The sequence below is a fragment of the Nibrella saemangeumensis genome (assembly GCF_039541915.1).
Taxonomy (GTDB): domain Bacteria; phylum Bacteroidota; class Bacteroidia; order Cytophagales; family Spirosomataceae; genus Nibrella; species Nibrella saemangeumensis.
In genome coordinates, this window is sequence record NZ_BAABHD010000066.1 from 21,074 (window position 1) to 39,413 (window position 18,340).

Genomic DNA, 18,340 nt, shown 5'->3' on the forward strand with positions numbered 1-18,340 from the left:
TACCGATTAGTTTCTAATAGACATTGGTGGAAGTTCAGGATTCCACTTCCGGAAAGTCGGCGGATTATCTTATACAATCAACTAAACACAGCCACCAGAACCCGGTGCCTATACTCTGAGAGCCGGGTTCTGACCCCTGTAAATTGTACAGTCCTTAAATCAGTGGGGGTTTTACGGTCAACCACTTAAAGAAAGGTTATCTTTGTCCCTTTAATCTATCAACTTTCCCATAATGACTATAGTACTGCCGATAGACGATTTTCTATTCGACATCTTTCCTGAAGCCAAAAAAGCTGGTAACAGCTTAGAAGTCCTAATTGAAGAGTTAAAGAAATATTACTCATTCTCAGTCTATCAGCCCAATGTTCGCATAGAAAATGATGCTATAATAATTGAAATTCCTATAGACAAGACTATAACACAAAAGCGGGAGTTCGACAAAGTTATAGCCCTATGTGAGCGAAAAAACTATACAGAAGCAAAGAAGCTTTTGACAGGCTTGCTGGACACCAATCCCACTAATTCAGAGTATCATCGGATCTATGGCCAGATCTTGTCAGAAGATGGAGATCCTGATGGAGCCATCGACCATCTGATAGATGCTCTCCGCTGGAACCCTAAGAACAACTATGCATTGATTATGATGGGTAACATTTTTGCCCGTCAAAAAGATGATATAGAGACCGCTGTCCGATATTATGATCAGGCTATAAAAATCAACCCTACTGACAACCTAGCCATAAATAATATAGGAGCTACTCTGATACAGCAAGGTAAGGTTGACGCTGGAGTTGGATATTTTCAAAAAGCCTATTCTATTAATCCTGATTACAGCAATACCGTTTATGGCCTGGCCATGGCTGCGCAAATTCAAGGCAATCATCAAACGGCGTTTTCCAGAGCCATTGAGGCCTTAAAAAAATCGTCACTTCGAGACCCAATCTATCAAGCTACGCTTAGTATGGCCATGAATCTGGCTAGGCAGCTAAGCCAACAAGAAATTGGTAATCAAATTTTTGAAACCTTCAAGGAGCAATTAGAAGAAGCAGGAGGAGTACCTATCCGCTCCGTCGTTGACCCATCAATACCAACGGCAGCTAAGCTCGAAATAGCGGAGAATTACAACTTACCCTATCACACCATCCGGTATAAGCCCGGTTACCCGGCTGTAGAGCATCTGATGATGCATGAACTGGTGCACTTAGACTTTGTCATCCAAGCTCGTCAGGCAGACATCAATAAGTTATTCGTTTCGAATCAGTCGTTTAAAGAGCGTTTTTTCAGGAATATACACGATACAATCAAGCGGCTAAACAAAAAGGGATATCCCGAGGAGAGCATAGCGAATTACTGCAGTGCTCTGTTCGATGGAATAAATCGTCAGGTGTTTAACGCACCCATAGACCTATTCATCGAAGATTTTCTCTATAACCAACATGAGTCTTTGAGACCTTTCCAGTTCCTCTCCTTGTATAATCTAGTGCAGGAAGGGTTAAAAGCCGTTACCGATAAACGAGCCGCTGAGTTGTCGCCACAAAAGATTTTAAGTGACAGCAAGGTGTACAACCTGGTCAATGCAATCCAGCTAAAAGAGCTGTATGGCGTGGATTTGTTGAAACAATTTAACGCGTTGTCCACGGAGCTTAAAACGGCGCAGCGCTTCTATGAGGAGTATAAGGAATATCGGCAGGATCGTCAGCCGGCTGAGGAGTATGAGTTGGTTCAGCACTGGGCAGAGGACCTGCGGTTAAATGACTATTTTGAGTTAATCGACGAAAAGGCATATCGTTCTAAAAGAACCGATGTAGATAGCCTCCTGCGCTCTATTGAAGAAGATCCTTTCGACATAGAGACAAAGGACTCCAGCAAAGAAAGGGAGATGGAAACCTTTCAAAAGCGTGCAGCAGAGCAAGGTGTAAATATGGCTGTGGTCATGTACATGGTCGATGCCTTGCGATACTTTAAGCCACTGGCACCTGACCAGGTAAAAGCGACTGCTTTTGAAATTGCCATGCTGGGCACGCAGGGAATCAGTCCGGACAAGAAAGGCTATAAGCTGAACAACATTCCCGATAAGACCTTCACAGGCTACCACCTGCTGGCTTATTATTACGTCAGTTGGGCGTTAGCCATGCCGGAAATGCTGCCACAATTACAATTACCGTTTGATGAGGAATATACGATAGCACAAACCATGCAGTAACGTTGGAAAAGAAGCAGCTACAGATTCTGATCGAAGAACTGATCCGGTTTCGAGATGCCCGGGACTGGCAGCAATTTCATAATTCAAAGGATCTGGCTTTAGCGCTGTCGATTGAAGCTTCAGAAGTTAGTGAGTTGTTTTTATGGAAAAAATCCGAAGAGGTAGACCCCGACAAGTTGAAGCATGAATTAGCCGATGTGTTATCGTATTGCTTATTGATAGCCAACAACCACGATATCGACTTGGAAACAGCATTGCTGGAGAAAATAGCCATTAATGAAAAGAAGTACCCAATAGATAAAGCCAAAGGAAACGCTAAAAAGTATACAGACTTTTAACCACACCCACCGATGATTTTATCCGTAAATGACTTTGTCGATAGTGTCCAGGAGGACATGAACGGCCTCATAGATCATTTAGTCGAGGTAAGCGGACGTTCTACTCCCGCAGAAAGAGAGGCCTGGCAACGTTCTCTCCCTTCCCTGTCCATCGTACTTAATCAGGCTCAGAAACAAAATCCAGGTATATCTAAGGCCCATCTCTACTTGGGTCATATCAGTTTAGAATATCGTCTGCCGGCAGCATCTGCCTGGTGTGACGTAGTATTGCTGGGAAAGAATAAAGAAAATAAATCCAGTGTTCTCATCATCGAACTAAAGGATTGGGATACAACCACGGATGAAGCCGGCTTAAGTGAAGGGCTGATTACCCATAAGGGCCAGCAGTGGCATCATCCGTCCGATCAGGTAAAAGGGTATACTTTATACTGCCAGCGTTTCCATTCGACCGTTCAAACGTATGAAGCTCAGGTAAAAGGCTGTGTTTACTTTACCAGGACAGATTATACCGCTCCATATTATGAAGAGCCGAATCAGCAATTGGCTACAGAGTATCCTGTATTTGCTACCACAACAGCCGGCACAGGTTCAAAATTAGCCGACTATATCCTGGATCACATTTCGGAGAGCGATCACGATTTCGCGGTTAACTTTGAAAAGGGGTACTATGAACAGAATCGCAATATTCTGCACCAGGTAGCCGGCAGCCTTAAAAAAACCCTGGCAGAAACGCGTACCCCTTTCGAACTCCTGGATGAGCAGCGTCGGGGCTTTAACCTGATCTTTGGTATGCTTAAACAGGTTTATGAGCAAAAAAAGGAGGCTAAGCAGGTCATCATCGTAGAAGGTCCTCCCGGATCCGGTAAATCGGCATTAGCCGCTAATTTGTGGATCGAATCCGTACTCCATTTTGTAGAACCGGATAAAACTATAAAGGCAAAAAAGAAACTTAAACCTGGTAGTACAACCGACAACATCGTTTTTGTATCTACGTCAAGCTCCCAGAAAAGCAATTGGCAGAAGACATTCTCCAAACTTAGTAAGGAGTATTCCGCCAAAGCCTTTATTCTGCCTTCCAATCAATTCAACCCAGGTTTAAGTGGCGATAAAGTGTCAAAGTTAAGGGACTTGGGTCATGCCATGGAGGTACAAACCTGGCCCGAAAACCTGAAGATTTACTTCGATAATAAATATCCGGACAGGTCACCCGATAACCTACATTTTCTTGCAATTGTTGATGAAGCCCATGCTTTGATCAATACGGAAGGGCACAGCATAGGATTCGCTTCCGGCTGGTGTGTGCAGGCTGGTCCGCAGGCTTATCACATCATCCGTTCTTCGCAAATCAGTATTTTTTTCACCGACGGCAAGCAATCCTACCGGGATAACGAGACGACTACAATCGACAATATTAAAGATTTTGCTTACCGGTTAGGGGCAACGGTAAATCATATTAGCCTCGACGGTCATCAATTTAGATGCGGTGGGTCCCGAGAGTACGTCCAGTTTATTGAAGATCTGTTTGCCGGTAAACCAGCCCGGCAATTAGATACGAGCTGGTGCAAGTCGGATGAAAACCCATCAGGGGCGTTTCATGTCGAAGTAGTTGATCACCCTCATGAGTTAGATCTATGCCTACGTCCCTATCTGGAAGAGGGGTTGAGTTGTAGGTTGATTTCGAGCTATTCCAAAGAATGGAAAACAAAGGCAATGAGTAACCCGCATGAAGCGGAAGAAACTCAGAAAGACTTTTATTTCTCCTACGACTACCAGGGCCAGCGGATCACCTTCGCCAAGCCTTGGAATTATGCTCCATCGGATGACTACAGCTTATTCATCCAGGCCCCTGAGGGGAGTGACATGCATGAAGATCCCCTTTGTGAAATTGGATGCCCTTACGTTGTGCGCGGTTTTGATTACGATTACCTGGGACTATTGTGGCTCGAAGATCTGGTATGGCGAAATGGTAAATGGCTAGTACAAATCGAACATGTAAAAGAAACGGCTATCTCAAGTACATTGGCGGCAGCCAAAGAAGGGCTTAAAAAGCGAAAAAAAGCGAAGCAGGTGGAGCTATCCCAAGGCGAACTGCAACTGCTCGACAAAGTAATCAAAGGGTATAGAATCCTGCTTACCCGAGCTTTAAAAGGCATATACCTTTACATTCACGACAACGAAACCAGGGACTACATTAAATCTATCCTTTCTGAACCCTAGCATGAAGCAGGAATTGTTAGAGTACCTTACTCAGGAAAAGGAATTTCTTGAGGAGGATATCGCACTGCTCGATACGCTTCCTACTGAAGTTCTGGTCGAAAAAGGGGTATTGATTGAGAATCTGCAACTGGATCAGCAGAAGGGGAATGAACTTATATTATTAGCCGATATAAACAATTCCCGATTCCGGCCAGGCGATAAGGTAACTCTTCAGGTAGGGAAGAAACGGTACGTAGCCACAGTACTGGAAAATTTCTTTTCGGAAATCACCATTCTGCTTCATGAGAAGGTAACTATTCCCAAAGATGTTCTCCTATCCATTCGGGCAGAGGCAGTCCAACTGCTAAACCCTATGATTGAAGCTCTCAAAACGCTGGAGGAAGGAGGACCCGGATGGACCATATTTGAGACGCTTTCAGGACTCCGACCTCCCCGACCGAGATCTCTCTTTGGCGCTATTTGCGACGAAGAGAGTATAGAACTGTTACGAAAATATCAGCTCAACCTATCCGAAAATCAGGAAAAGTACGTACTAAAAGCCCTTAAACTGCCATCAGTATATGCCATTCAAGGCCCTCCCGGTACTGGAAAGTCGTTTGTACTAGCTCTTATTGCAGATATTTTAACCGCTAAATCGAAGCGGGTGGTTGTGTTGGCCCCTACGCACCAGGCCGTAAACAATTGTCTGGCAACCATCCGGGAATTGAATGAGGCTATCCGCCTTATCAAAATTGGGGAAGAGATAAAATCATCCGGTCTTCCTGACTCCATTGAGCGAATGAGTTATTTCCAGTTCAACAAAAAGTTGAAGGGGAACCAGATTAAATGGCCCTGTATTGTAGGTATGACCTTTTATTCTGCTGTCATTCATTTGGGATTACGAGCCAGTTCTCTTTCCCCCAATGTTATTTTAATGGATGAGGCCGGCCAACTCCCCTTTTCCTTTGGGGCTTTAGTTGGCCTGTTTGGCGCAGGGTCGACTATTTTCTTTGGAGATGATGCCCAGCTTCCACCGATATACCACGAACGGTTAGAACACCATCCTTTATCCAAATCGGTTTTCCAGCAGTTCCGGTCAATGTTTCCCGACCAGGTTGATGCCCTTGACGTAACCTACCGGCTCAATACGGAACTTTGCGACTACATCGGATCTCGTTATTACCCAAATGCCCAAAAGCAGACTTTTTTAAAGCCTGCTACATCAGCGGCAAACCGGTATTTTGAGAGAGCCTTACCAATGGGTATTCCAGATGATATTCGGAATGTTCTGACACCTCATCCGGCACTAACCTTCTTCGATAACCGGCTGGCGCAAGAACCGTGTACACAGCTTAACGAGCCGGAAGCCCTTAAAATAGCCGAACTTACCTCCTTTTTTCTACAGACAGGGCTCACAAAAAAAGACATTGCTATAGTTACTCCTTTCCGGAGGCAGGCATTAGCGATTCGTAAAGCCTTGGTAAATCTGGTACCAGCCGACAGTATACCTGTAGTAGATACGGTAGAGCGCCTGCAGGGAGCAAGTGTCGAAGTAGCAATCGTTTCGTTGGCCACCACCGATCCAGCCTTTTTTGACCAGATGAGCCATTTTCTTTTATCTCCAAATCGGTTGAATGTAGCTTTAAGCCGTGCTAAACGAAAAGTAGTAGTATTTGGTCCCACCGATACCTTAACTCGCTATGCGCTTATATCAGGGGACCTCGCGTGACTTTTTACAGGACAACGCACGTAACCAAATTACGACCAAGCTCAAAAAGGCATTCTTTGAAAATTTTCGACAGGAACCTCAGCCAGCTGAAGTTCTGAGTTGGTATAACTCCTTGCAAGCCATCAGTAAAATAGTTGATCGTGCCCAATTGTACGATCACGGGGTTTTGCTTGAATACCAGCTACCGCTCACGGCTAAACGTCTGGATTGTCTTATTTGTGGAAAAGACGAGCAGGACCAGGATAACGCTGTCATAATAGAACTGAAACAATGGCAAACCACTACTACGGCTGCGGGTGCCAATGAAGTGATAACCTGGTTAGGAGGAGAGCAGCGTGAGGTACTTCATCCAGCCGCCCAGGTCGGACAGTACCGAAACTACCTGGCGGATGTCCATTCCGCATTTACCAATACGGCTACGCCCATCAAACTGCATGCCTGCGCCTATTTACACAATTATGAATATCACCCGCAAGATCCTTTACTGGATAACAAATTTGACGATCTGAATCATACCTTTCCGGTATTTACAAAAGCAGAGGAGCATACCCTAGAAGCATTCCTGATTGAGAAACTGAAGAAGGGAGATGGCTTACCAATACTAGAAAAAATTGCTGCAGGTAGTTACAGCCCTTCCAAAAAGCTGTTTGTTGAAGTAGGTGGTATCCTGCGCCAGAAGTCTCCTTACACCCTGCTGGATGAGCAGTTAATAGTATATGATAAGATTAGATCCCTGGTGCAGCAGGCCGCAACACGGGACCGTAAGGCAGCTATTATCGTGAAAGGCGGTCCGGGGACCGGAAAGTCTGTCATTGCTCTACATCTCTTAAGCGAACTGCTCCGAGCCGGAAAGAAGGCGCATTACGCAACAGGATCAAAGGCCTTCACAGAAACTTTATGGTCCATATTTGGGAATAAGTCAAAAACTGTATTCAAATATTTTAACAACTACGGGGATTTAGACCAGGACGCTTTAGACATCATAATCTGCGATGAAGCCCACCGGATACGGGCAACAAGCAACAGTTTTAGGACCCCAAAAGATAAAAAATCGAATCGCCCGCAGTTATATGAGCTTCTCAAAGCAGCCAGAGTGAGTGTCTACTTCATTGATGATAATCAGATCGTGCGCCCTGGCGAAATTGGTTCGATTGAATATGTGCGGGAATACGCTCAATCTAAAAACGTAGAAGTATTTGAATACGAACTCGAGTCGCAGTTCCGCTGTAACGGATCAAATGGTTTCGTTAATTGGGTGGATAACACACTGGAGATAAGGAGAACGGCAAATATTATCTGGAAAACCTCCGACTTGGAAACATTCGACTTTCAGATTTTCGCTACCCCTGAAGAGTTGGATGCCCGGATACGCTTTAAAGTCATTGAGGGTTTTTCAGCCCGAATGACGGCAGGATTTTGCTGGCCCTGGTCGAAGCCAGACGATCAGGGTCGATTAACGGCAGACATCCAAATCGGCGAGTATAAACGTCCCTGGAACGCGCATCACTCAGCGAATTTCTTAGCGGATAATGTACCCAAAGCCTCCTTATGGGCATATGAAACAAATGGCATTAACCAAGTTGGGTGTGTATATACAGCCCAAGGATTCGAGTTTGATTATGTAGGAGTCATCTTTGGCAAAGATCTCAAATACAGCTTTGAGCAACAGAGTTGGATTGGCCAGCCTCACTTCTCGCAGGATAAGACGGTGAAAAGAGATCGAGAACACTTTCTGTCATTTGTTCGAAATACTTATAAGGTGCTGCTAACCCGTGGCATGAAAGGGTGTTACGTCTACTTTGAGGATAAGGAGACGGAACAATATTTCAGGTCCCGAACGGAAAAATAGATGCGTATCAGACTGAATAACAGCCCCCTTGCAAAAGCCTTCAAAATGAGGCTGATTTAACCTTAGCGTATCAACAAGATTAAGATGGGTAATGATTAGGTTTGTAAGATCAGACGATCGGCTCATAAAGCTCAGGTCAGCCTCTCCCCCGCACGGCAGTAAATAAACTACTCGGACAGTTCAGCGGGAAATCATATCATGAAAAATTGCGCCGTTTACTATCCCGGTTTTTTACCCCCTTCAGAATGGATTAAAGCTTCCGTTTTATACCATGATGAAGTGATGTCTATTTTTCCCAATAAAGACTACTTAGAAAAACTTTTTGAAGAAGAGCCTATTAACGACAGCAACTCCCTTCTAAAAAGTTATTATAAACGTATAAGAGATTTAAGAGTCTTGTACAAGAATGCCCTTTTTTCTCCAATTATTGCGGAAGACTACTTAACTGATGTAACCGTTAAAAGTTACGCTAAAGAGTTTAAGCAGTTCACAAAACTATTCCCGCAAGAAGTACAAAATAAAATTCTTCTTAAAATCTTCAACGAGTTCGCTTTGAGTAACCTTGAGATCGAGGAATATTTACCTTTTTATGAAGGAAAACTTATAGACTTCATTTACAACAGAAGTAATAGTAAGCTCTCAAGCTTTATTAGTAAGACGGATTTTAGTAAGGCAATAGATAAGTTCATTTGGTTTTTGGCCAGATTAGTAAGAGAGGATTTTAAAATAAAAGGCAAACAGGTAGTCCCATCTACATACTCATCTGAATTTCAGGACGTTATATTTAAACACTCAACTAAGAAGTTAGAAACAGTAGACCTCCATATCGAGAAATGTTTACCTGTTCCCCAAGCGAATACACCTATTGAATCAATTCTATCATTTAAAGATAAGTACCAAGAAGTACTAATAAACCTTCAGAAAAATATCAAAGAGTTTTCTTTCTCCTTAGCGAATGATCTCCAGGAGGGAGGAGTTGCAGAAATACTTCTCGATTTTGAATTAGAGCTTTTATCTAATTTGAAAAATATAAACAAGTTCTTAAAAAGAGAAGATATAAACATAAAGCCAACATCTTGGAAGATAAGTTTAAATATGGATAGATCGCCGAACTTACCTGCCTTTGAAAAAATTAAAAATATTAATGGAAACTTTGTTTTTCATAGTGGCGGCACAAAAGTAAGAGCTGTGAGATTAATTAAGTCTGAAGTTTCTGCTATACAGTTAGATACACCTAAACTAGGATGTCAAGAATTAGCCTACACTATTATAAGCTAAAAATGATGCATTTTACATTTGTCTTACTTATATAAGGCTAATCTGCAAAGTTGTGACCAAATCAGCCTGTAACCAGATGCTACTTCCCGAAAGTAACGAATTGCCGGTTGACCGCCTTTCGTCTGTTTTTACAGATACCACAAATTCGTATAAGTTCTATTGGTTCCTGGCCATTCTGAACCACCTGAAGGAGAACGGGAGCAGCCTTATCGCACTGGATGACCTCGCCCTGCGTATGGTGGCTCAGGTTTGGTATCCGCTTGACTATTTTCGTCTATCCTTCGGCCGGCAGGACAGTTTCAAACATATTGCCCACTTTGTCAGTCAGCGCATGACCGTGGACAACGGCCCAACCGCACCGGGACTGTTCGAGCAAATACGTACCAAACTATCCGCAGAGGATCAAAAAACGCTAAAAGCAGAGGTCACCAGAGTCCTTCTGCGCTGGGTACCCTACCGCTTTGTCAGGCCGTTTTTTGCGGAGGAGCTGCGGGGTATTGCTGATCACCAGATAAACCATCAACTTGTTATCCTCAGCAACGAGCGGTTTACCCTTGATCCTCGACGGACACTCTACCGCTTTATAAACAACGCCATCGAATTAAACCCGCTGTGGGTTGATTACTTCCTCCGGCATCAGACCATATTGCGCGGATTCATCAACTGGCATTTGGTAAAGTTCCTTCAGAAGAACAATCCGAATGTTATCGGCTTATCCGAAAAGCTGGAAAGACCAGTCCAGCGTAATCTGAAACTGGCAACCGACTTTTGGCAGACCTATCTGAAAGGTACACCCGAGTTGAGGTGTATCTATTCCGGTCAGCAGGTAACCCGGCAGAACTTCAGCCTCGATCATTTCCTGCCCTGGTCGTTTGTGGCCCACGATCAACTCTGGAACATCATACCCACCCCGAAGTCTGTAAACTCATCCAAAAGCGACTGGCTACCCTCGACCGAACTATACATGGATGCGTTTGCCAACATACAGTATCAGGTGTTCCACTACCACTATGCGCAAAGCCAAGAACGACTACTGGAAGATTATAGCGCTCTGTTTGCCAACAGCCTGGAAGACGTAGCGCAATTAGAGACAGATAGTTTTGTTTCGCAGCTTAGAGGCCAATTGCTGCCACAGCTTCAGGTCGCCCGGAATTTGGGTTTTCCGTATCCGTTTGAATACAAGGTTGGTGGCTCACAATTGTTAGAGTAGGTCCGAACAGCACGAATCCCAGCTAATTGGGTTCTGCACTGGAAGCAACCTTCCGACCCGATAATTGGCCGTTAAAGCAACATACAAGCCGTTTTAAGAACGTAAAGTTCATTATAATCAAGGTTTGTTTTTACACCTAAAAAAAGGTGTTATATTGCACACAAAATCACACCTTAACTTACACCCAAACTATGATCTTTACGGTTGGTGGCATCAAAGGCGGTACCGGCAAAACAACCATCTCAACGAACCTTTCTATCTGGCTTTCTCAGCAAGGCGCAGACGTGCTGCTCGTCGATGCCGATGAACAGGAAAGTGCCAGCGACTTTACAGCCTGGCGCGAAGAAACAAAAAAAGGAGAACTGGGCTATACGCTCGTTCAGCTCAATGGCAGTACACTCCGGAGGCAGGTTGAGCAAATGAGGCCCAAGTACGACCATATCGTCATCGATACCGGAGGCCGCGACACAACCAGTCAGCGGGCCGCCCTCTTTGTTTCCGACGTTTATCTGATTCCCTTCGCTCCGCGCAGTTATGAGATCTGGACCCTTTCCAAAGTACAGGCTCTGCTTAGTGAGATCCAGGAAGGCCGGGCTACTCCGCTGCAGGTATATTCGTTCCTGAACAAAGCCGATACCCGTGGCCAGGACAACAGCGAAGCAATGGAAGTTTTGCGCGAGAATGCGGAGCTGAACTTTATCGACTTTTCGGTAATCAATCGAAAGGCATTTGCTACGGCCGCCAGCAAAGGGCTATCAGTTTTTGAGATGACACCCGCTGACGAGAAAGCCATTCACGAGGTAGACGTGTTATTCCAGAATATTACAGGTATTAAGAAGTAATCGCTATGGCCATTTCACCACCACCCAAAAAGAAAGCCGCTGCGGTGCAGCCGGAGCAGCCTAAATCCGTTGATGAAAAGAAAATTGAAGCGATAATCAGCCGGGGTAGCTCCACGGTATCGAAAGCAGAACCGGAGCCGGACAAGATTAAGAACTTCAACGTAAAAATACTGTCGAGCCAGCTCACTCAGATAGACCAGTTGCGCGCTAAACGACCCCGCAAACCGACCAGCCCCAAGCTGGGTATCTCGCTCCAAGATTGGATTTTGGAAGCCATAGAGGAGAAGATTGAACGGGAGAAGAAGAAGTATAAGAGCACCTAAAACAACACTCTTATACACACCTATTATACAACCTATGTTTAGGTGTAAAATTAGGTGCAATAAATATTTATAAAAAACACTGCTTCAAAGCTTTATGCCTATATATAAAAAATCGATTCGTCTACTGATGCGAGATATGGTTTCTGAACTTAATTTGGAGCAAGGTCAGACAATCACAAGACAACAGGTTGTTGCCTGGTTTCACGCGCATTATCCTTTAATCAAAGAAGGTTCAATTACGGCTCACCTCATCAAGCTCTCAACAAACGCCAGGAGCAGAATACATTACAGCGTAAAGCCGAGCCAGGATGATCTCTTTTACCAAATTGATAGTGGTCGGTTCCGGCTCTATGATCCGGCTAATGATCCGACTCCAATTTATGATAAAACAGGTCCAGATGACTCAGAACCAGAGGTTGAGGAGAATGAAAGTAGCCTAACAGATTCACTAAGTGGAGAGTTCGCCTACGAGAGAGATTTACAGAACTACTTAGCCAAAAACCTACATCGTATAGAACCTAACCTTAGGCTCTATGAAGAGGAGGGAATAACAGGGCGCGAATTCCCGGTAGGTGGGCGCAAAATTGATATTTTAGCCGTAGATGCCAACAATAATTATGTTGTTATTGAACTCAAGGTCTCAAGAGGGTATGATCGAGTAGTGGGTCAACTGCTCCGATATATGGGATGGATTAAAAACCATCATGCTGATCCTCAACAAGAAGTACGTGGCATTATTATAGCTCGGGAAATTTCTGAAGATTTACAGCTGGCTTGTTCAGGCGTGTCTAATGTCGAACTGTTCGAGTACCAGCTTGCCGTTTCCCTCAGTAAAAAAGAATTGAATCCTAAAACTACTTTACAATAAGATTATCTTCTTGAACCTCATACCGTCGATAGATCCGCTGTACCTGAACAGCCTGGAAGTTGGCCCCCTTTGCGGTTCTGAAGCCGTGGGCGTTCAACTCGGCTGCAATAGTCGACCAGGACTTACCTATTTCTCGACTATTGCGGATCACCACGGCCGCCCGACGATTGTTCTCGTTTTCGTTGGCCAGTTCCCGGCTGAGCTGAGCCCCGACCGCAGCCGCTGCGGTCTTTTTCTCATTCTTGCCTTTCATCCGCCACTCACCGACCTGCTTCACCTTCTGCTCCAACGCCTGACGGGTCCGGATGCTGATCAGTTCCCGCTCCCGATCGGCGATGGCCATAAACAAGGTAAGACTGAATTTGTCCAGGTGGGGAATGTCGCAGGATTCCAGCCGACCATCTAACTGCCGATAGATCCAAAGGGCCTGCTCCGTATCCCGACTCAGCCGGTCGATCTTGGCCACCACGAGCGTGGCGTATTCCTGCCGACAGAGCGCCAGTGCCTGCTGGAGCTGAGGCCGTTTGTGAATGGTCTTGCCGCTACGGACATCTGTAAACTCGGCAATGATATGCTTGCCCTGGTAGAAGTGATTAACATAAGCTCTCTGTGATTCCAGACCCAGACCACTATCACCCTGACGTTTGGTTGACACTCGGTAGTAAACGACGTATTGCTGCTCCATGAGAGCTAAGATAGTGTTCCACGGCGTTTTTACAAAGTCATAACGTTCGTTATGGCCTTGTAAATTACCATAGAAAAGCTCTAGAGAGGCCATAAATATTTTTGAAGAGTAGTGAAATTATTTGGAGTCTAAAAGCTCATATGAATAGAGGGGTACACAAACAAATCAAACAAACTAAAAAAAATAAAAGTTAATAGCCATGGAAAAGAACATCAAAGAAAAAGTAAAAAGTACAGTAAAAGTAGTAGTAGATCGTGCTAAGAACGTAACAATTGACGTAGTCGTAAATAGCGAAATTGCACTTTTCATTATTTGCTTCACAGCAGTAGCGCTTTACAGTATTTATAAATTTTAGAAGAAGGAGGATGAAAAACTATGGGTAAAGTTTGTAAAGAAAACAACGAAGCATCTGAGAATGTGACGTTGAACTGGGACGAATTCATCTACACTACTCGGCTCTTTGTGCTTGGAAAAATCTTGCATGAAAATATTTGGGCTGAAGGTGATTCAGAGCAATTGGCATATGATATAACTATGGATGCGATTAAACTGTACTTCGAAAAAATCGTTCTTGGTGAAACTGTAAGAAACCCGAAAGCCTACATCTTTAAAATCATCAACAACGAATTGAGAGGAAGGAAATTTGTCCGTAGATGTATTTCTAGAAGAAATTCTATCGATATTGATTTACGGATAGATGCAGAGGATAATGAATCATTTTTGTTTGAAGATTTTTATCCGCAGCTGCATACGGAGATTGAATGTTTTTTAAGTGAAGGTACAATTACAGAAAGAGTTAAAAAATTAACTGATATTTTAATCAGTTACAAATTAACTCCTGATGAAATTTCAGTAGCAGCGCTATGGTACCTAGGCTACAAAGGGAATGAAATAGCGACTGAGTTAAGACTTTCTAAATCAAAAGTTTGTCGCATTTCTAAATCTCTTGAATCTAAGCTTGCACTATAATTGAAAAGCAATGTGGAGTTACCTTCCTAAGGTAACTCCACTACGTGTAAATCACTTTATTGATTAATCAACTTTTTTATGGAAAATAAACTCACATTGACAGATCTAATAAACTTTGCTTGGTCTATTCGTAATCTTACTTATAGTGAAAAAGAATTGCTTATAAGTGAAAAGTTTCAAGACGTTGGCAATTCAGCAGAAAAAGATTACGTTACTAACGTAACCCGTGGAATATTATTTAAAATAGCGACACTTAATCTCCTGACGAGAGATCAATTTATTAAAGCTCTTATGGCCGAAAAAGACAGTCTTAAGGCTGATGTTAAAACACTCTTTGATAGAGTAGTAAATAACAAAAAAAATGGCAGCAAAAGAAAAGCTTCTAAAAAAGGCGAAAATGAGAAATACAAAAAAGGCTCTAGACGAGTTAAAGCGGTTAAACGTTTATATGCAGAGTCTTACGACTATGGTATAACTTGCGAAGAAAAAAACTCCTTATCTACTAAATATGGAGATATTTTTGGTGGCAATCTTATAAAATGGAAATATTCAGAAACACCACCTATCGCCTATGATCAAAGTAGAAAATACTTTGTTATTAACCCTAATGGAGTCATACCCAAAGATGTTTACCTTAAAATACTTTGTAGCATGAACAAAAAAGAGATTAATTCAAATTCTAATTAGAAATACTAGGATAATAATAAAGCAGTAAAACCCGCTTTATTGGGCTGCATAATTTTATTTTTTATCTCTTTCAGTCATAGAGATTAATGAGTAATGAACTGACAAACGTCAGTATGGGTTTCAGATACCTCGTAAGTGATAAAACCCGGACCTAATCCGGGTTTTTCTTTTTCCATCCAATTACCAATACCTCTTGCGGCAGTCTAAACAGCATGAAGATATACTCACTTTATGCTGAGGAGGAAACTCCTGCCGGCACCTGTCACCAGCTCATCCTGGAACTGATCCGCACGTTTCAGATCCTCAACGCACCGCAGCCGGTGCTGGCCACCGTTGCGGCCTTTTCTGACGCCATGCCCGACGCCGAGGTATTAGCCATGATCCGCGACTGGAACGACGCCAATGAGCTTGATGCCCGTACAGACTCCTGACCCGATGACTACCCAATGCGAGCTGCTTGCGAAGTTCCCGCGCAGCTTCGCAAGCAAAGGGACGACCCTGTACCAGCTCACAATACGAACCGTTACCTCTGATTCCTGGCCAGCTACGAACATACCGACACCGGCCCGATCATCGACGGCCGGGCGACTGATACCCTACTTGATTCGCTGCAATCGCTCCTCGACGAGCGTACCCGACGCAGTAAAAAGCTACTCGGCGCTGACGCTCAGAAGCTGTGAGCAGCGTAGCCAGGTAGCGGCTCCGCGACCGCCCGACTACCCCGAAAAACGACCAACGCTACCCCGCCGGTTTTCTTTGAACTGTACAATTTTTGACACCCTCCGAAACCGTACACATTTTGCCATGAACCGTATACACAAAATGATAATTTTGTTCACCCCCCGCACCCCCCGCCCATTTTTTTTCCTGCTGCTGGGGGTAGCTACCCTAACATATAATAGTACAAATGCGCAGAAAGTAACAGACCTATCGCTGCAACCCATCCAGATCTACGAAAACAGCCTGAAAAATTACTATTACCAACGCTGGCAGGCGGAGCGGAAAGAGTTTCAGATTACCCACCAAAAAGGTATCTGGCAGTATACCCCCAGTATCGGATTAGTATTCGGATTACCCTCGGTAAACTGGAACCCGTACCAGCTATTTCAGGCGAAACAGGACAAGCGGGTACTTGCGGCAAAGCTGGCCAGCATAGATGACCGCTACCAGGTGGAATACAACGAAACAATAATGAAGCTCCGAGCCGATCACAAGAAGATCCAAATAGAGGCAGCCCGGTATAAAATGCTGGAGACTGAATTCTTCCACCAGCAGGAAATACAGTCTATTCATACCGAGGCATACATGGCCAAAGACATTACCCCGCTTCAATTCAAAGAGAAACATACAGCGCAGCTCAACGCCCAACATGCGATGCAGAACAAGGAGATCGATATGATGCTGATGATTATCGAACTGGAGAAGCTGGCCAGGTATGAGATGCCGGCACAGAAGCTGAGCGATGGACCACCGCCGGCGCACCTGGAAGCACTGCGGTAGGGGTCTTTGCTATTATTCCTATGAGATTTGTTAAATTGGCAGGAATCTCTGCTATTTTAATTTATTGGTATCAGATGAATGAAGAAACTATATTTTTTAGCTATGCCCGGGATGATGCTTCTAATTTTGCAATAAAGCTGGCTAGAGACCTAAAAAATGCTGGAGTAAATGTATGGATAGATCAACTCGACATTCCTCCCGGCCGCCCCTGGGACATAGAGATAGAAAAAGCGCTAGAAAAAGCAAACGGCGTCATCTTTATTTTGTCGGAAAAGTCGGTTTCGTCAGATAATGTACTTAACGAAATCGGCTATGCGCTAGATGAGGAAAAACACGTTATACCGGTACTGCTAAGGGATTGCAAAATACCCATCCGGATTAGACGACTACAACATATTGATTTCAGATTTGACTATGTTGATGCTCTTGCCAAGTTGTTAAAGGAATTGCAAGTGGCCGACAAAGAAGAGACGTTGTGGAAAGCTGTAAAAAAAGAGCATTCCGAAAAAGCATATAAGCAGTACCTCGACATTTATCCTCACAGCAAATACGTACAAGAGGCCAATACTGCTATCAAGCAGTTAATGGAAGAACGCTCAAAGAAAAAAGTCGATAAGCGTAAACTCTTAGGTTTAGTTGCGGCCGCTTTAACAGTGAGTATTCTGCTCGCTATCATTGTGTTCAGCAATAAAGGACCAATCAAGGAAGGAAGTTTTGAATGCTCAAATTTAGCTTACCCTGACTCCATGTGGGTTATAAGAGCTAGAGTAAATGGTAACTACGCGGTATATGACAAGAAGTTAAACTTAAAGCTACAATCCGGATGGATCACGTTATCAAAAGGAAGAAATCGGCCGCAAGAAAAAATCACGATTGTCAGTATCAGGCCCAACCTGGTATCTTTTACTAACCCGCAAACCGGCTATTGGGACTATGTCGCACGAGGAGAGAAGCAAATCATTAACAAAATACTTTCAGAGAATGACACATTGCGACTTGAAGAGAAGGCATATAAGATTGGCTTTTTGGATTCGGTTAACCTGAATAGAAGCTGGGTTGTCTTTGATGTAGTAATACGGTCAGATACGCAGACAGAAGGTCTTATACCTTTACAAAGTCTTCCAGACCTATTCTAATTTTGGCCACCGCCAGCGCAACTGGAGGCATTGCGGTAGGGGAGGGGCAGAAAAATATTTATTCGAAATTCTGTCGAGGTTTAGCCAAGCCTGCGGAATAGTATATAGAAGCTATTCGTACAAACCGACATTGGAAAACACATCAAACCCCGACCAATTCTCAGATGCGCTACAGCAGCAGGTAACGGCTATTCTAGTTCAGCACTACGAAACGAACTTACCCGAGCTGGCCACCGACATTAAACGGCTGGTAGTACTGGGCCGTACACCAGAAGAGATTGAAGCACTTGTTCAGCAATGGTGCCCGGTCGGTAGTAGGGTGCCGGCACATCTGTACTTGCTGGCCAGCTACTATAAGCAGATTTTGAACCAACCGAACTAAGGTAACTTACCTACCCATTTTACCGCTTGCTCAAAACTATGGGTAGTTTTGCAGTTTCGTACAAAATCCGTCACTTGGGGCCATTGCCCTTGTTCCGTGGCCGAACCAGCGGAAAACTCAGCAACGCTTTCAGGTCAAACTGGAC

The 18,340-nt window shown here is 44.0% G+C and carries 18 protein-coding genes; 17 read left to right on the forward strand and 1 reads right to left on the reverse strand.

Features of this window, described 5'->3' with window-relative positions; all coding sequences use genetic code 11:
- Positions 1–232 precede the first annotated feature (232 nt).
- From ABD949_RS19070 to ABD949_RS19115, 10 genes are all read left to right on the forward strand, one after another.
- A complete protein-coding gene (locus tag ABD949_RS19070) occupies positions 233–2,203 on the forward strand; it encodes a tetratricopeptide repeat protein (protein WP_345245921.1) in 1,971 nt (656 codons plus the stop codon).
- 2 nt (positions 2,204–2,205) lie between these two features.
- The gene (locus ABD949_RS19075; protein ID WP_345245922.1) at positions 2,206–2,541 is read left to right on the forward strand and encodes a nucleotide pyrophosphohydrolase; all 336 of its coding nucleotides are present in this window, start codon (positions 2,206–2,208) and stop codon (positions 2,539–2,541) included.
- Positions 2,542–2,553: 12 nt separating this feature from the next.
- Complete coding sequence (locus ABD949_RS19080; RefSeq protein ID WP_345245924.1) at positions 2,554–4,758, forward strand: DNA/RNA helicase domain-containing protein; 2,205 nt, start codon at positions 2,554–2,556, stop codon at positions 4,756–4,758.
- Position 4,759: 1 nt separating this feature from the next.
- On the forward strand, positions 4,760–6,466 hold the full coding sequence (locus tag ABD949_RS19085) for an AAA domain-containing protein (RefSeq protein WP_345245926.1): 1,707 nt from the start codon (positions 4,760–4,762) through the stop codon (positions 6,464–6,466).
- Positions 6,438–8,315, forward strand: a complete 1,878-nt coding sequence (locus ABD949_RS19090) for a DUF2075 domain-containing protein (RefSeq protein WP_345245928.1) — start codon at positions 6,438–6,440, stop codon at positions 8,313–8,315. Before ABD949_RS19085 ends, ABD949_RS19090 begins: the two co-directional genes overlap by 29 nt.
- Positions 8,316–8,513: 198 nt before the next feature.
- A complete protein-coding gene (locus ABD949_RS19095) occupies positions 8,514–9,593 on the forward strand; it encodes a DUF6236 family protein (protein WP_345245930.1) in 1,080 nt (359 codons plus the stop codon).
- Between the two features lie 76 nt (positions 9,594–9,669).
- The gene (locus ABD949_RS19100; protein ID WP_345245933.1) at positions 9,670–10,803 is read left to right on the forward strand and encodes an HNH endonuclease domain-containing protein; all 1,134 of its coding nucleotides are present in this window, start codon (positions 9,670–9,672) and stop codon (positions 10,801–10,803) included.
- Positions 10,804–10,994: 191 nt separating this feature from the next.
- Positions 10,995–11,645, forward strand: a complete 651-nt coding sequence (locus ABD949_RS19105; protein WP_345245935.1) for an AAA family ATPase — start codon at positions 10,995–10,997, stop codon at positions 11,643–11,645.
- Positions 11,646–11,650: 5 nt separating this feature from the next.
- Positions 11,651–11,968 (forward strand): hypothetical protein, encoded by a 318-nt coding sequence (locus tag ABD949_RS19110; protein WP_345245937.1) that lies wholly within the window; start codon positions 11,651–11,653, stop codon positions 11,966–11,968.
- 94 nt (positions 11,969–12,062) lie between these two features.
- A complete protein-coding gene (locus tag ABD949_RS19115; RefSeq protein ID WP_345245938.1) occupies positions 12,063–12,836 on the forward strand; it encodes an endonuclease NucS domain-containing protein in 774 nt (257 codons plus the stop codon).
- Here the strand turns inward: ABD949_RS19115 and ABD949_RS19120 are convergent.
- Positions 12,823–13,614, reverse strand: coding sequence for a recombinase family protein (locus ABD949_RS19120; RefSeq protein WP_345245939.1), 792 nt, complete (start codon positions 13,612–13,614; stop codon positions 12,823–12,825). The genes ABD949_RS19115 and ABD949_RS19120 overlap by 14 nt on opposite strands.
- Before the next feature lie 106 nt (positions 13,615–13,720).
- Here ABD949_RS19120 and ABD949_RS19125 point away from each other — a divergent pair, with 106 nt between their 5' ends.
- From ABD949_RS19125 to ABD949_RS19155, 7 genes are all read left to right on the forward strand, one after another.
- Positions 13,721–13,876 carry a hypothetical protein gene (locus ABD949_RS19125; RefSeq protein ID WP_345245940.1) on the forward strand — a complete coding sequence of 52 codons (156 nt, stop codon included), beginning with the start codon at positions 13,721–13,723 and terminating at the stop codon, positions 13,874–13,876.
- A gap of 20 nt (positions 13,877–13,896) precedes the next feature.
- Positions 13,897–14,490 carry a hypothetical protein gene (locus ABD949_RS19130; RefSeq protein WP_345245941.1) on the forward strand — a complete coding sequence of 198 codons (594 nt, stop codon included), beginning with the start codon at positions 13,897–13,899 and terminating at the stop codon, positions 14,488–14,490.
- A 78-nt stretch (positions 14,491–14,568) separates the two neighbouring features.
- Entirely contained in the window at positions 14,569–15,177 is a 609-nt protein-coding gene (locus ABD949_RS19135; protein ID WP_345245942.1) for a hypothetical protein, read from the forward strand.
- Between the two features lie 212 nt (positions 15,178–15,389).
- The gene (locus tag ABD949_RS19140) at positions 15,390–15,608 is read left to right on the forward strand and encodes a hypothetical protein (protein ID WP_345245943.1); all 219 of its coding nucleotides are present in this window, start codon (positions 15,390–15,392) and stop codon (positions 15,606–15,608) included.
- Between the two features lie 391 nt (positions 15,609–15,999).
- Positions 16,000–16,677 (forward strand): hypothetical protein, encoded by a 678-nt coding sequence (locus ABD949_RS19145; RefSeq protein ID WP_345245944.1) that lies wholly within the window; start codon positions 16,000–16,002, stop codon positions 16,675–16,677.
- Positions 16,678–16,697: 20 nt separating this feature from the next.
- Entirely contained in the window at positions 16,698–17,813 is a 1,116-nt protein-coding gene (locus tag ABD949_RS19150; RefSeq protein WP_345245946.1) for a toll/interleukin-1 receptor domain-containing protein, read from the forward strand.
- Positions 17,814–17,943: 130 nt separating this feature from the next.
- On the forward strand, positions 17,944–18,195 hold the full coding sequence (locus ABD949_RS19155; RefSeq protein ID WP_345245948.1) for a hypothetical protein: 252 nt from the start codon (positions 17,944–17,946) through the stop codon (positions 18,193–18,195).
- Positions 18,196–18,340 lie beyond the last annotated feature (145 nt).

Bases quoted from the DNA above. Each gene is read 5' to 3' on its own strand.
- ABD949_RS19070 (WP_345245921.1), top strand. From the start codon at position 233: ATGACTATAGTACTGCCGATAGACGATTTTCTATTCGACATCTTTCCT.
- ABD949_RS19080 (WP_345245924.1), top strand. From the start codon at position 2,554: ATGATTTTATCCGTAAATGACTTTGTCGATAGTGTCCAGGAGGACATG.
- ABD949_RS19085 (WP_345245926.1), top strand. From the start codon at position 4,760: ATGAAGCAGGAATTGTTAGAGTACCTTACTCAGGAAAAGGAATTTCTT.
- ABD949_RS19090 (WP_345245928.1), top strand. From the start codon at position 6,438: ATGCGCTTATATCAGGGGACCTCGCGTGACTTTTTACAGGACAACGCA.
- ABD949_RS19095 (WP_345245930.1), top strand. From the start codon at position 8,514: ATGAAAAATTGCGCCGTTTACTATCCCGGTTTTTTACCCCCTTCAGAA.
- ABD949_RS19100 (WP_345245933.1), top strand. From the start codon at position 9,670: ATGCTACTTCCCGAAAGTAACGAATTGCCGGTTGACCGCCTTTCGTCT.
- ABD949_RS19105 (WP_345245935.1), top strand. From the start codon at position 10,995: ATGATCTTTACGGTTGGTGGCATCAAAGGCGGTACCGGCAAAACAACC.
- ABD949_RS19110 (WP_345245937.1), top strand. From the start codon at position 11,651: ATGGCCATTTCACCACCACCCAAAAAGAAAGCCGCTGCGGTGCAGCCG.
- ABD949_RS19115 (WP_345245938.1), top strand. From the start codon at position 12,063: ATGCCTATATATAAAAAATCGATTCGTCTACTGATGCGAGATATGGTT.
- ABD949_RS19120 (WP_345245939.1), bottom strand. From the start codon at position 13,614: ATGGCCTCTCTAGAGCTTTTCTATGGTAATTTACAAGGCCATAACGAA.
- ABD949_RS19125 (WP_345245940.1), top strand. From the start codon at position 13,721: ATGGAAAAGAACATCAAAGAAAAAGTAAAAAGTACAGTAAAAGTAGTA.
- ABD949_RS19130 (WP_345245941.1), top strand. From the start codon at position 13,897: ATGGGTAAAGTTTGTAAAGAAAACAACGAAGCATCTGAGAATGTGACG.
- ABD949_RS19135 (WP_345245942.1), top strand. From the start codon at position 14,569: ATGGAAAATAAACTCACATTGACAGATCTAATAAACTTTGCTTGGTCT.
- ABD949_RS19140 (WP_345245943.1), top strand. From the start codon at position 15,390: ATGAAGATATACTCACTTTATGCTGAGGAGGAAACTCCTGCCGGCACC.
- ABD949_RS19145 (WP_345245944.1), top strand. From the start codon at position 16,000: ATGATAATTTTGTTCACCCCCCGCACCCCCCGCCCATTTTTTTTCCTG.
- ABD949_RS19150 (WP_345245946.1), top strand. From the start codon at position 16,698: ATGAGATTTGTTAAATTGGCAGGAATCTCTGCTATTTTAATTTATTGG.